This window comes from Mycobacterium sp. DL (genome assembly GCF_039729195.1).
Classification (GTDB): domain Bacteria; phylum Actinomycetota; class Actinomycetes; order Mycobacteriales; family Mycobacteriaceae; genus Mycobacterium; species Mycobacterium hippocampi_A.
Genome location: NZ_CP155796.1, coordinates 760,000 through 773,487 on the forward strand (window position 1 = coordinate 760,000; position 13,488 = coordinate 773,487).

Below are 13,488 nucleotides of genomic sequence, written 5' to 3' on the forward strand. Positions count from 1 at the left end.
GTCGAGCATCCGATCTCAGAAGGGTGGTGGGTCGTCGCCGTAGTCGGGTTGGTGATCGCGGGGGTGGGCGAAGTACCCGGAGTAGTCCGCAGGCTGCGCGGGGCGTTCTTCCGCCTTCCGTTTGGCCTTACGGGCGGCGGCTCCGGCGGCGGCTTGGACGTCGCGCTCACGTTGAAGGGCATTGAGGCGTCGCTCGGCGGTGATGCGGTAGCGGCGTGCCTGTTCTCGAGGGTACCGGCGGCTGGGCATCATCACCTCCCGTCCCGGAATGCGCGGCGGCAAGGGTTCGTCGTGCCCGGGTGAGGGGGCGGTGGTGGTCTCCCAGCCCGGGAACAGCAGTCTGGAAAAGGGTTTGGTGACGTAGGTGCGACCGGTCGGCGTGGTCACCTGCACGGTGCCGTCGGGCAACTGCATGTCCGACCAGCCGTCCCAGAAAGTTTTGATCAAGTGATGAAATTTGCAGTAGCACTTGAGGTTTGACGGATGTGTCGGACCAGTCGGCCAGGGTCGGGTGTGGTCGATCTCGGCGTGTACAGCTGGACGGTCACAACCGGGAGCGCGGCATGTCAGATCGCGGGCGCGCACGAATTCGGCCAGCGCGACCGAGGGGCGATACCCGTCGCTGCCGGTGATGGTGTCGGGCCCGCCGACGAAGCGGACTTTCGCGCCGTGGGCGATCAACTCGGCCAGCAAGGACGCGGGCAGGATCGCGCCGCGCGTCCCGGCGATGACACCTGGGGTGAGTTTGACAGCAGGCTTGGCCCGGGCTTCGGCGGTGGTCGGCACGGCATGCTCGGGTTCGGGTCCGTTGAAGCCCGGGTCGGGTGGCGCGTCGAGGGATGCCTTGTCGGCCACAGCGTGGATGGTCAGACTCGACGCGCGGCCGTCGTCGATCGTGGCGGCCGCGCAGTCGGGGTTGTCACAGCGGCAGGTCAGCACCAGGGACCCTGCCGCCAGCGCGCCCACCGCGTCGGCGCGGCGCTGTGCGGTGGTGCGCGGATCGTCGTCACACACCCCGCGCACCATCGCGGTCAGTCGCTCTTCCACAAGTGCGGCATCCACAGCAGACAACCGCCCGAAGACGCTGGTTGTCCCCGTGGCGTCGTCGCGTTTGCCGACTGTGAACGAGCGGCCGCGGATCCGATCGCGGACTCGGCGAACCGCGTCGGGATCGTACTTGTCGATCCACATGTCGATGGCGTGTTCGAGTTTGGCCATCGACAGCACGCCCCACCCGTCGATCGCGTCGGTGAATGCGGAATCGAGCTGAGCCAGGGCCTGTCCGTCGACGACCAGGGCGGTGCGCCATACGACCATCGACACCATCCAGACAGGGACCTGCCCGGCCATGAACCGGCGCCCCAGCTTCGGGAACCGATCGCGCAGTGCGACCGCCAGATCCATCTGCCCCGATGCGCGTCCCGGGCTGATGTTCAACGCAGACCCGATCTGGGCGGCCGCGTTGTCCCAGTCATCACAGGCCCATCTCGGGCCGACGGGATCAGCACAGTTGCGGTGCTGCCACTCTCCGATCGCGGCCACTTTGAACGCCTCGGCTTGCGTAGCCACGCGCGCCCACCCTGCGATGGCGTCCACCACGTCGGCATCAGACGCCACCGCGAGATCGGCGGGATCCAAAGGTAGAACTTCGAACACATGTTCGATTCTAGAGGAACCCGCCGACAGGTCAGTGCACCGTTACGGTCCCCAGGCCGGTCGGCTGAGAGCGGCCGACTTCTTGCCGAGCTTGCCGGAACGCACCTGCGCGGCGAGGCTGTCGAGGATCACCCGTGAACTCAGCAGCGCGGTCTGCTCGGCCCAGTCGTAGGGCGGCGAGCATTCGACGACCTCGATACCGGCCAGTCCCGGCTCGGAGACCATCTTGACCAGGTTGAGCGCCTCCCGCGGCAGCAGACCACCCGGTTCCGGCCAGCCCGTTCCCGGCACGAAGCCGGCGTCGATGACGTCGATGTCGAACGACAGGTACACCGCCTTGGCGCCCTTCCAGGCGATCTCGAGGGCCGTCTCCGCAATTTTTTCGATGCCGACCCGCTCCACGTCGCCGACGGTGATCACCGTGGACTTGCGGTCGCGGCCCACCTTGACGCCCTCACGCGGGCTCTGCCACCCGCCGATGCCGATCTGCACCAGGTTCGTCGCGGGAGCGTTCTTGATGTTGGTCGCGTGGAACCACGGCGTGGTGTGCATCCGCTCGTCGAGGTCGGTTTCCTGGGTGTCGACATGGCGGTCGAAATGGATGATGCCGATGTTGCCGTCCATGTAGGGCGCCAGACCGCGGATGGTCGGGAAGCCGATGGAGTGGTCTCCACCGAGCACGATCGGCATCACGCCCTTCTGTGCGACGTGTGCCATCGCCTGGCTGATCTGGTCGAACGACTTCTCCAGGTTGCCCGGGATGGTGAACACGTCACCGATGTCGACCATGTTGAGTTGCTCGCGCAGGTCGACGCCGGACTCGTAGTTGTAGGTGCCGAACAGGTTCGTCGAGCGCCGGATGCCCTGCGGTCCGAACCGTGTTCCGGGGCGGTAGGTGGCACCCGCGTCGAGCGGCACCCCGAAGATGGCGACCTCGGCGTCGTCGACCTCGTTGACGTCCTCGATGAACGGACATTTGAGGAAGGTGCCGCGCTCGCCGGCGAAGTGCGGTTTCTCGCCTCGGACGAACGTCGAGATGGTGCGGTCGTTGATCGTGGGGGCGGCCTGCAGGCCGAAACTCAGACCGCGGTCGATCTCCTCGCGGAGTCGCCGGTCCGACAGATTCGCCTCCGCCTGCTGGGCCCAGGCCCCCTCGGCGTTGGGCAGGGACGGGTCGGGATGTCCAGAATCGGGCACGAGCGCTCCTTCACGCGCCGTCTTGTCGCTGACCGGGTACGACGCACCTCGTCCGGGGGAACCGGTTCACGCGGCCCCCTGCGGTTCATTGTTGGCACAGTCGCGAATTGCTGTCCAGCGCTAACGGAAACGTGGCGTTAACACCTCACGCGACAAGGCGTAACGAAGCGGGTTTTTCCTGATCGGGACTCACATCGGCATGTGGGGCGCGTCTAGGGTTCCGCCGTTCGCGGGTCTGGTCCGAGAGACGCAGGCGACTCCGGCGGCGATGCCGGACCGTTCCACGGCGGGATAAAAGCCCGGGAGGCTCCATTGCCGGGTGTGGGCGCTCTGCGTCCGGCGATTTAGCAGGAGGCTCCTCGATGATTCTCTTCGGAATCGGCGTCAGCATCGCCCTCGTCGCATTTGTCGGCTTCTACGTCGCCCGAAAGGTCGGCGGCGACAGCACCAACTTCCTGGTGGCAGGTCGCATGCTGCCGCTACCGCTCGTTGGCGCGGCGTTGATGGGTCAGGCCGTCGACACCAACGCCACGCTTGGAAATACTGATCTGGCAGCGGAATTCGGGTTCTGGGCCGGGGCGTCGCTACCGCTCGGCCTGGCACTGTGCTTGGTGCTGACCGGCATCTTCTTCGCCAAGCCGATGAACCGGATGGGGCTGACGACCTTTCCCGACTACTTCCGGTTGCGCTTCGGCAGGAAGGTGGAGATCTCGTCGTCGATCCTCCTGATCGCCGCTTTCTGCATCCTGGTGGCGGGCAACCTGGTGGCCGGTGGCTACCTGTTCAATTACTTCGCCGGCATCCCCTACTGGGTGGGTGTCGTCGCCATCGCCCTGATCGTGGTGGCCTACACCGGTGCAGGCGGAATGATCGCCGACGCCTACACCGCAATCATCCAGATGACCCTGATCCTGGTCGGCTCCGTCGCCACCCTGATCTGGGTGACCGTCGCCTACGGTCTGACCATCCCGCAGGGTATGAACCCGTTCGACTTCGGCCAACTCACAGACCCGGCCCAGGGCGCCACCATCAACTGGGCGACGCTGATCGCGCTGGGCATCGGTGACATCGTGGCCATCGACTTCATGCAGCGCATCTTTGCTGCCCGTAGTCCCGAGATCGCCAGGCGCGCATGCTTTGTAGGTGCCGGGGGCGCAGCCGCGATTGGCATTCCGTTCGCACTGATCGCATTGGCCTCGACGGCGATCCTGCCGGCGGAGATCGACGGACCGGTGCTGTTCGTCCTGCTCGATCAATACGCGCCCGTGGCGCTGACCATCGTCGTGCTCTGCGGCATCGTCGGGGCGTCGATGAGCACCGCCAACGGCGCCATCCTGGCCACCGCGTCCGTCGCCGTCCGCAACATCGGGCAGGTGCGCCGGGTGCATGTCGAAGGCAAGGCCGATCCGTTGCTGCGGGCCACCCGACTGATGATGATTCCGATGACATTGGGTTCGGTGGGATTCGCGATCTACGTCAAGCAGACCGGCATCCTGCTCACACTCGCTTTCGACCTCTTGCTGGCCTGCCTGATCGTGCCGTTCGTACTCGGGCTGGTGTGGCGCCGGGGGACCAGTGTGGCGGCGATGGCGGCGATCGTGGTGGGTCTGTCGGTCAGGCTGGTCCTCTTCGTGATGACCCCGACGATGTTCGGCGTCGACAACACCATCCTCTACATCCCCAACGACCTGATCGGACCGTCCTTCGACGGTTGGCCGACGTTCATCGCATTTGGAGCGTCGCTGATCACCTACCTCGTCGTGGCGCTGGTGACACCGCCTGCGCATCTGCGCGGCCTCGACATCCAAGTGGCGCAGGACCTCGACGACGCTCTTGAGGATGTCGACCGCAAGGACGGGGACGACGCACTCGTTCCCGCCAAGGCCGTGGCTGAAGCGACGTAGCGCACGTGCGAGGGCGGCCGGCCCATCCCGCTCAGTCGGGGGCGACGGCCGACCACGGCACCGTGAGGATGCCGTCCCGAAGGCTCCGACGCGGTGACTTCACCGGGAATCCCTCGGCGACAAGAAGTTCCATCATCGCGCGCCACCGCACCCGGGGTCCGAACACGCCGTGGCCGGCGACGCTGGCCCATGCCCGGTCGGCGGCCTGTAGCAGTGTGTGGATCGGCCGGCCGGCGACGTTGTGGTGGATCAGGACCTTGGGCAACCGCTCGGCCAGATCCGACGGCCGCTCGATGGCGAACGGGTCGCACGCCAACGTCAGGCTCACCACCGAGGTCGAGTCGAGCAGCACCCAGCAGCATCGCCGGCCGAGCTCGTCGCACGTGCCGTCGATGATCAGCCCGCCCGGCGCCAAGGCCCGCCGCATCGCCGTCCATGCCTCGGTCACGGCGTCCTCGGGGTACTGCCGCAGCACGTTGAACGCGCGCACCAGCGCCGGTCGGTGGCCGGCCAACTCGAAACCGCCCCGCGCGAATTCGACCCCGGGTACCGACCCGTCCTGCACGGCGGCCTGGCCGACGCGCACCCGGTCCGGTTCGATCTCGAGTCCGAGCACCCGGATGTCGGAGCGGACCCACCGCAGTCGCATCGCGAGCTCCAACGTCGTCACCGGGAGCGCGCCGTAGCCGAGGTCCACGACGAGCGGGTCGGCAGCGGACTGCAGTGCGTTGCGGACCCGCGGTGAGTGCACCAGCCAGCGATCGCTGCGCCGGAGCCGATTGTGGCCCGTGGTGCCCCGGGTGATCGCGCCGATCGGCGCGACCTGCCCACGCTGAGCCATGGGCCCTGATTCTAGTTCCCGATCAGGAGTTTTCCGTGATCCACACCGTGGTGAAGCGTTGCTCTGCGATGAGCAGCTCGACCAGCTGGCCACCGATGAAGTTCTCGATCTTGCCGCCCACGAGCGGAACCCGGACCTCCACGGTGGCGGAGAAATCCATCCGCGAACCGGGCCGGGAGGCCGTCGGCGCCAGCACCGCATCGCCGTTGAGGCTGGCCGGCGCCCCCGGGATGGTGCCGACGACGACCCCGGACGCCCGCCCGTCGACCAACGGCGTCCAGGTCTCCTCCCGCACGAGACTCAGGTCGCCGCGGTGGAATTGACTCACCAGTGCGGGCAGCCTGTCGGCGCGCAGCGTCTGGGTGGTCCGGATGCGGATCCCGCCGTCGGTGCCGACCGCGAGTTCGTCGAGCGTGGCGTGGTCGGTGCCGGAGTCGCTCAGGCGCACCAGCCAGTACTGCTCGTCGCTGAACGCGCGGTGGACCTGCTCGACCGTGCCGTCGTATTCGGCGGCCATGTCGAATGAACGCGGCATGAAAAACCACGCTACCGTTACCGCCCGTGGTCTCTTCGTCGACAGGGGGCGTGGCGGTAGCCGAGAACGTGCCGCTGGCACCGTTGACCACCCTGCGTGTCGGGCCGGTCGCCCGTCGCCTCTTCACCTGCACGACCACCGAGCAGGTCATCGAGGTGCTGCGGGCCGTCGGTCCGGATGCACTGGTGCTGGCCGGCGGTTCGAACGTGCTGCTCGCCGATGACCTCGACGGCCTGACCGTCGTCAAGTTGGCGAACACCGGGATCGTCGTCGACGGCGCGGTACTGCGGGCCGAGGCCGGGGCGGTATGGGATGACGTCGTCGTCGCGTCGCTGGCGCACGGCCTGGGCGGGCTGGAATGCCTGTCGGGGATTCCGGGTTCGACGGGTGCGACTCCGGTGCAGAACGTGGGCGCCTACGGAGCCGAGGTCGCCGACACCATCAGCCGGGTCAGACTGTTGGACCGGCGCACCGGCGACGAACGTTGGGTCTCACCGGATCATCTCCAGTTCGGTTACCGCACAAGCATTCTGAAGAACTCGTCGGCCTCGGTGGTGTTGGAGGTCGAGTTCACCCTGGACCCGGCAGGACTGAGCGCGCCGCTGCGCTACGGCGAACTGGCCGCCGCACTGAACACCACCCCGGGACAGCGCGCGGACCCGGCGCTGGTGCGCGCGGCGGTGCTGTCGCTGCGAGCAGGCAAGGGCATGGTGCTCGACGACCACGACCACGACACCTGGAGCGTGGGGTCGTTCTTCACCAACCCCGTGGTCACGCACGCCGAGTTCGACCGCCTCGCCGCCGCGGTCGAGGGGCCGGTGCCGAACTATCCGGCGCCGGACGGGGTGAAGTTGGCAGCGGGCTGGCTCGTCGAGCGCGCCGGCTTCGGAAAGGGTTATCCCGACCCCGGGGCACCCGCCCGCCTGTCCACCAAGCATGCTCTGGCGCTCACCAACCGCGGCCATGCGACCACCGCCGACGTCCTCGCGCTGGCCAGGGCGGTACGCGACGGGGTGGAAACCGCATTCGGGATCGAACTCACACCCGAGCCTGTGCTGATCGGGTGTTTTCTCTAGGTACCCTGGGTGAACGTGAGCCCTAGACACCCGGTGCCGTCGGTCACCCGACGTCGCGCCCTGACCGCACTGGCGGTCGGCGTTGTCGCACCAGGCGCCCTGGCGGCCTGTATGCGCAACACCAGCACCTCCGCCGGAGAGGCTGCGGAGGCACCCGCTGAGCCATCGCTGGCCTTCGAACCCTCCGACTCGTCGGTCGACGTGATGCCCACCGCGCGGGTCGGCGTCGACGTCTCCGACGGGTGGTTCCAGAAGATCAACCTGACCAACCCGGACGGCAAGGTCGTCGCGGGCACGCTCAACCGTGACCGCACCGCCTTCACCGTCACCGAACCGCTGGGCTACGGGGTCTCCTACACCTGGGGCGGCACCGTCGTCGGGCACGACGGCAAGGCTGTCCCGGTCGCCGGATCGTTCACCACGGTGAACCCGGTGAACCAGGTCAACGGCCGATTCCAGCTCGCCGACGGTCAGACGGTCGGCGTCGCCGCGCCGATCATCATGCAGTTCGATGCCGCGATCGCCGAGGAAGACCGGGCCGCGGTGGAGAAGGCGCTCAACGTCACCACGACACCGGAGGTCGAGGGCGGCTGGGCCTGGCTGCCCGATGAAGTCGGCGGTTCCCGGGTGCACTGGCGCACCCGCGAGTACTACCCGGCGGGCACCACCGTGCATGTCGACGCCAACTTCTACGGTGTCCCCTTCGGCGACGGCGCGTACGGTGCGGCCGACTCGACCCTGGACTTCACCGTCGGGCGCTACCAGCTCGTCAGGGCCGAAGCATCGTCGCACCAGATCGAGGTGCTCACCGACGCCGGCGTCATCATGACCCTGCCGTGCAGCTACGGCGAAGGCGACCTGGACCGCAACGTCACCCGCAGTGGCATCCACGTGGTCACCGAGAAGTACGAGGACTTCTACATGACCAACCCCGCGGCCGGCTACGCCAACGTCCGCGAGCGGTTCGCCGTGCGGATCTCGAACAACGGCGAGTTCATCCACGCCAACCCGGCCAGTTCGGGCGCTCAGGGCAACAGCAACGTCACCAACGGCTGCATCAACCTGTCCACCGAGGATGCGCAGCAGTACTTCAACACCGCGATGTACGGCGACCCGGTCGAGGTCACCGGCACCCGGATCCAGCTGTCCTACAGCGACGGTGACATCTGGGACTGGACCGTGCCGTGGGACGAATGGACCTCGATGTCGGCGTTGTCCGATCAGCAGGTGTCGAACGACATCCCCAGCAATGCGCCGGTGACCCCCTCGGGCGCGCCGCAACCGGCGGGCAGCCCGGGCGGCTAGCGGGTCAGGTGCGCCGGTTCAAGCGCGACCCGATGGCGCCGCTGACCTGATCGCGCGGCCGGACCACGATGAGGTCCAGGTCGACGTGCGACGGGCGCGACGCGACGAACCCGACCACCTCGGCGATGTCCTCGGCCACGAGCGGGGTGAGACCCTCGTAGACCTTCTCGGCGCGCTCTGAGTCGCCGTCGAACCGGCGCAGCGAGAAGTCGGTCTGGACCATGCCGGGCGCGACCTCGGTGAGCCGCACCGGTTTTCCGAGCAACTCGCTACGCAGCGTGCGATGCAGGACACCCTGGGCGTGCTTGGCCGTGGTGTAGCCGGCGCCGTTGTCATAGGTCTCCAGCGCTGCGATGGAGGTGATCGTGATGATCAGACCGTCACCGGACTCGATCAGCTTCGGCAGCAGTGCCCGGGTGACATGCAGGGTGCCCATCACGTTGGACTCCCACATCCAGCGCCAGTGATCGACGTCGGCGTCGGCCACTGACTCCAGCCCACGGGCGCCGCCGGCGTTGTTGACGAGCACGTCCACCCGGTCCAGTCGGCCGGCGAACGCCGCGACCGCCTCGCTGTCGGTGACGTCCGCCACAATCGGCGTCCCGTCGATCTCGGCGGCCAGAGCGATGAGCGGAGCCTCGCGCCGGGCGACGCAGATCACGTGGAATCCTTGTGCAGCAAGGGTTCTCGCGATTGCTTCACCGATTCCGGCGCTGGCTCCGGTGACCACCGCGACCCGGCGGGGGTCTGAAGGAGTCGTCATGTACGCAACCCTAGTCGCCGTGCTAATTTGGCCGCGTGTCCCCGAATGGTCAGGCAGCCCGCGCTGCCGCGCGGCGTGCGTGTTGTTGTTGCGCACCCCGCCGCGCCTGACCGACCCGGACTGATCACGTCCTGCTGAGTCGCCTGGTGTGGCCTCGACCCCACCCGACCGACCTCCCGAGGACATCCCATGAGCACCCTTCTCACGCCGGCCACGACCACCCGCGGCACGCGCCCCCGCACCTCCGGCGGGCGTTACCCGCAGGCCCTTCTGCACCACATCGTCGCGCCGCCGTTGCGCATTCCGGAAGCCGCCGCCGCCGCGGTGTTCAGCGCGGCGAGGCTGCGGGGTCCGATCGCCCGCGACGTCATCGCGCAGGCCACCGGACTCAGCATCGCCACGGTGAACCGTCAGGTCACCGCCCTGCTGGACGCCGGATTGCTGCGCGAGCGCGCCGACCTTGCGGTCTCGGGGGCGATCGGCAGGCCTCGGGTGCCGGTCGAGGTCGATCACGAGCCCTACCTGACCCTGGGTATCCACCTCGGTGCCCGCACCACCAGCATCGTGGCCACCGACCTGCTCGGCCGAACCCTCGACGTCGTCGAGACACCGACGCCGCACGGCAGCCAGACCGCCGCGCTGGCAGCGATCGCAGGCAGCGCCCGCACGTACCTGAGGCGCTGGCACCGGCGCCGCCCGCTGTGGGTCGGCGTCGCGTCGGGTGGCGTCGTCGACAGCACCACGGGTTACCTCGACCATCCGCGACTGGGCTGGTCGGACGCCCCCGTCGGGTCGGTGCTGGCCGAGTCTCTCGGCTTGCCGGTGTCGCTGGCCTCGCACGTCGACGCCATGGCCGGTGCCGAACTGCTGCTCGGGGTGCGCCGGCAACCCACCCGCACAACGACCAGCCTCTACGTCTACGCCCGTGAGACGGTCGGTTACGCGCTGTCCATCGGCGGCCAGGTCCACTCGCCGGCAAGCGGCCCCGGCACGATCGCCGGCCTACCCGCGCACTCCGACCTGCTGGGCGGCACCGGGGCGCTGGAGTCGACGGTCAGTGACGAGGCGGTGCTGACGGCGGCCCGCGCGGCCGGGTTCATCCCCACCGGGGGTCCGGCGGCGACGGTGACGGCCGTACTGAAGGCGGCGCGCCGGGGCGACGAGCGGGCCGTCGCGCTGGTGACCGAACGGGCGCGGGTCCTCGGCGAGGCCGTCGCACTGCTGCGGGACATGCTCAACCCGGACGATCTTGTGGTCGGCGGCCAGGCGTTCACCGAGTACCCGGAGGCCATGGGCACCGTCGAGGCCGCATTCGTCGGACGATCGGTGCTGCCGCGGCGGGACCTGCGCGTCACGGCGTTCGGCAACCGGGTCCAGGAGGCCGGAGCCGGCGTGGTGTCGCTGAGTGGTCTCTACGCCGACCCGATCGGTGCAATGCGCCGCGCGCAGGCCCGTCGGGCCGCGGTGTAGACATGACGGTGTGCGTCTAGCAACCGACCTGGCCGGCCCGTCATCCCGACTGCCCGTGCCACGCCGGGTAGCGGTGCTGTCGGTGCACACGTCCCCGCTGGCGCAACCCGGCACCGGCGACGCGGGCGGCATGAACGTCTACGTCCTGCAGACCGCGCTGGAACTGGCCCGGCGCGGCGTGGAGGTGGAGATCTTCACCAGGGCCACGTCGTCGACCGATCAGCCGATCGTCCCGGTGGCGCCCGGTGTGCTGGTGCGCAACGTGGTGGCCGGCCCTTTCGAGGGGCTGGACAAGAACGATCTGCCCACCCAGCTGTGCGCGTTCACCGCGGGCGTGCTGCGCGCCGAAGCCACCCACGAGCCCGGTTACTACGACGTCGTGCACTCGCACTACTGGCTCTCCGGGCAGGTCGGGTGGCTGGCCGCGGATCGGTGGGCGGTGCCGCTGGTGCACACTGCGCACACGCTCGCCGCGGTGAAGAACGCGGCGCTGGCCGCCGAGGATTCACCGGAACCGCCGATGCGGTCGATCGGCGAACAGCAGGTGGTCGACGAGGCGGATCGGCTGATTGTCAACACCGAACATGAAGCGCAGCAGCTGATTTCGATGCACCAGGCAGATCCGGCCCGCATCGATGTGGTGCACCCGGGGGTAGACCTCGACACCTTCACCCCCGGTGACCGCCAGGCCGCGCGCACAGCGCTGGGGCTGGATCCCGATGCCTCGATCGTGGCTTTTGTCGGCCGCATCCAGCCGCTCAAGGCGCCCGACGTCCTGCTGCGCGCCGCCGCCGAACTTCCGGGGATCCACGTCGTGATCGCGGGCGGTCCGTCGGGCAATGGCATGTCGACCCCCGACGGCCTTGTTCAGCTTGCCGACGAGTTGGGTATCACCGACCGGGTGACGTTCCTACCGCCGCAGTCGCGCGACGACCTGGTCCTGGTCTACCGGGCCGCCGACGTCGTCGCGGTCCCGAGTTACTCGGAGTCCTTCGGTCTGGTGGCCGTGGAAGCCCAGGCGTGCGGCACTCCGGTGGTCGCGGCCGCAGTCGGCGGACTCCCGGTGGCGGTCCGCGACGGCGTCACCGGTGCCCTGGTGAACGGGCACGACACCGACGACTGGGCCAAAGCGCTCGGCGACATCTTCTTGCGGGACCCGGCGGGCATGCGACGCGCCGCCGTCGAGCATGCCGCCGAGTTCTCCTGGGGGCACACCGTCGATGCACTGCTGAGCAGCTACGGGCGCGCGATCGCCGATCACCGTGCCGGTGAACAGGGTCCCCCTGCGCCCCGTCGCGGGCGCAGGTTCTCGATGCGGCGAGGGGTGAGGGCATGAGCGATCAGCCGCAGCAGGTCCAGGATCTGATCGAGAAAACCCTGCAGGAACACGATCTGACGTACCTCCGCCACGCAGGAGCCCGCGGTGGACTGCCAGGGCTGGTGGTGGAACTGCCGGGGGAGCGCAGACTCAAGACCAACACGATCCTGACCATCGGCGAGCACTCCGTGCGCGTCGAGGCATTCGTGTGCCGCCAGCCCGACGAGAACCACCAGGGCGTCTACAAGTTCCTGCTCAAGCGCAACCGCAGGCTCTACGGCGTCGCCTACACGCTGGACAACACCGGCGACATCTACCTCGTCGGCCGGATGGCATTGGCGTCGGTGTGCGCCGACGAGATCGACCGGGTGCTCGGGCAGGTGCTCGAGGCAGTCGACACGGACTTCAATACGTTGTTGGAGTTGGGATTTCGCACTTCCATCCAGAGGGAGTGGGAATGGCGGGTGTCGCGCGGTGAGTCGCTGAGCAATCTGCGGGCGTTTGAACATCTCATCGACGATCAAGACGACGACTGATCGCTGCCATGAGAGGATCGAGCGCATGGCAGATACCGCGACGCTGATCCTTCTCCGCCACGGCGAGAGCGAGTGGAACGCGCTGAATTTGTTCACCGGCTGGGTCGACGTCGACCTCACCGAAAAGGGGATGGCGGAAGCGGTCCGCGCCGGCAAGCTGATCAAAGAGCAGGACCGGCTTCCCGACGTGCTCTACACCTCGCTGCTGAGACGCGCCATCACCACGGCCAACGTCGCGCTCGACAACGCCGATCGGCACTGGATCCCGGTGCACCGCGACTGGCGGCTCAACGAGCGTCACTACGGAGCGTTGCAGGGGCTGGACAAGGCCGAGACGAAAGCCAAGTACGGCGACGAGCAGTTCATGGCCTGGCGGCGTAGCTATGACACCCCGCCGCCGGCGATCGAACCGGGCAGCGAGTTCAGCCAGGACAGCGACCCGCGCTACGCCGACATCGACGGCGGTCCGCCGCTGACCGAATGTCTCAAGGACGTGGTCGACCGGTTCGTGCCCTACTTCACGGAGGTGATCGTCCCCGACCTGGAGGCGGGTAAGACGGTGCTCATCGCTGCCCACGGCAACTCGCTTCGAGCGCTGGTCAAGTACCTGGACGGAATGTCCGACGAGGATGTCGTGGGTCTGAACATCCCGACCGGAATCCCGCTTCGCTACGACCTGGACTCGGACCTCAAGCCGACCCGGCCCGGGGGGCTCTACCTCGACCCCGAGGCGGCAGCGGCCGGCGCCGCCGCGGTCGCCGCCCAGGGCGCCAAGTAGAGGGCCGATCAGCGCACGCGTCGTCACCGGGCGAACAACGGGTGAACAATGGCGGACACGGACCCGAACATCCGTGTCTGACTCTGTGACTTGTCCCGATTTGGCCGCA

The 13,488-nt window shown here is 68.2% G+C and carries 12 protein-coding genes and 2 riboswitches; of the genes, 7 read left to right on the forward strand and 5 right to left on the reverse strand.

Features of this window, described 5'->3' with window-relative positions:
• Positions 1-15 precede the first annotated feature (15 nt).
• A complete protein-coding gene (locus ABDC78_RS03650; protein ID WP_178361389.1) occupies positions 16-1,656 on the reverse strand; it encodes an HNH endonuclease signature motif containing protein in 1,641 nt (546 codons plus the stop codon).
• 42 nt (positions 1,657-1,698) lie between these two features.
• Positions 1,699-2,853 (reverse strand): agmatinase family protein, encoded by a 1,155-nt coding sequence (locus tag ABDC78_RS03655; protein WP_347133316.1) that lies wholly within the window; start codon positions 2,851-2,853, stop codon positions 1,699-1,701.
• Positions 2,854-2,864: 11 nt separating this feature from the next.
• Positions 2,865-2,935, reverse strand: a riboswitch (guanidine-III (ykkC-III) riboswitch).
• A gap of 119 nt (positions 2,936-3,054) precedes the next feature.
• Positions 3,055-3,161, forward strand: a riboswitch (guanidine-I (ykkC/yxkD leader).
• A 54-nt stretch (positions 3,162-3,215) separates the two neighbouring features.
• On the opposite strand from ABDC78_RS03655, the gene ABDC78_RS03660 reads away from it, so the two are divergent.
• Positions 3,216-4,757, forward strand: coding sequence for a sodium:solute symporter family protein (locus ABDC78_RS03660; protein WP_178361390.1), 1,542 nt, complete (start codon positions 3,216-3,218; stop codon positions 4,755-4,757).
• Between the two features lie 31 nt (positions 4,758-4,788).
• On the opposite strand, the gene ABDC78_RS03665 is transcribed toward ABDC78_RS03660, so the two are convergent.
• Both ABDC78_RS03665 and ABDC78_RS03670 read right to left on the reverse strand, forming a co-directional pair.
• Entirely contained in the window at positions 4,789-5,598 is an 810-nt protein-coding gene (locus ABDC78_RS03665) for a class I SAM-dependent methyltransferase (RefSeq protein ID WP_178361391.1), read from the reverse strand.
• A 22-nt stretch (positions 5,599-5,620) separates the two neighbouring features.
• Complete coding sequence (locus ABDC78_RS03670; RefSeq protein ID WP_178361392.1) at positions 5,621-6,133, reverse strand: DUF2505 domain-containing protein; 513 nt, start codon at positions 6,131-6,133, stop codon at positions 5,621-5,623.
• A 26-nt stretch (positions 6,134-6,159) separates the two neighbouring features.
• Between ABDC78_RS03670 and ABDC78_RS03675 the strand changes: the two genes are divergently transcribed.
• On the forward strand, positions 6,160-7,209 hold the full coding sequence (locus ABDC78_RS03675; RefSeq protein WP_178361393.1) for a UDP-N-acetylmuramate dehydrogenase: 1,050 nt from the start codon (positions 6,160-6,162) through the stop codon (positions 7,207-7,209).
• Positions 7,210-7,224: 15 nt separating this feature from the next.
• Positions 7,225-8,514: an Ig-like domain-containing protein gene (locus tag ABDC78_RS03680; RefSeq protein ID WP_178361394.1), complete on the forward strand. Its 1,290-nt coding sequence runs from the start codon at positions 7,225-7,227 to the stop codon at positions 8,512-8,514.
• Positions 8,515-8,518: 4 nt separating this feature from the next.
• On the opposite strand, the gene ABDC78_RS03685 is transcribed toward ABDC78_RS03680, so the two are convergent.
• On the reverse strand, positions 8,519-9,277 hold the full coding sequence (locus ABDC78_RS03685; protein ID WP_178361395.1) for an SDR family oxidoreductase: 759 nt from the start codon (positions 9,275-9,277) through the stop codon (positions 8,519-8,521).
• Between the two features lie 189 nt (positions 9,278-9,466).
• Between ABDC78_RS03685 and ABDC78_RS03690 the strand changes: the two genes are divergently transcribed.
• Genes ABDC78_RS03690 through ABDC78_RS03705 form a run of 4 tightly spaced genes read left to right on the forward strand, consistent with a single transcriptional unit; the run spans position 9,467 to position 13,379 of the window.
• Positions 9,467-10,747, forward strand: coding sequence for an ROK family transcriptional regulator (locus ABDC78_RS03690; RefSeq protein WP_178361396.1), 1,281 nt, complete (start codon positions 9,467-9,469; stop codon positions 10,745-10,747).
• Between the two features lie 10 nt (positions 10,748-10,757).
• Positions 10,758-12,083 (forward strand): D-inositol-3-phosphate glycosyltransferase, encoded by a 1,326-nt coding sequence (gene mshA, locus ABDC78_RS03695; RefSeq protein ID WP_178361397.1) that lies wholly within the window; start codon positions 10,758-10,760, stop codon positions 12,081-12,083.
• Positions 12,080-12,601, forward strand: a complete 522-nt coding sequence (locus tag ABDC78_RS03700; RefSeq protein ID WP_178361398.1) for a YbjN domain-containing protein — start codon at positions 12,080-12,082, stop codon at positions 12,599-12,601. Before mshA ends, ABDC78_RS03700 begins: the two co-directional genes overlap by 4 nt.
• 25 nt (positions 12,602-12,626) lie before the next feature.
• Positions 12,627-13,379, forward strand: coding sequence for a phosphoglyceromutase (locus ABDC78_RS03705; RefSeq protein WP_178361399.1), 753 nt, complete (start codon positions 12,627-12,629; stop codon positions 13,377-13,379).
• Positions 13,380-13,488: the final 109 nt, after the last annotated feature.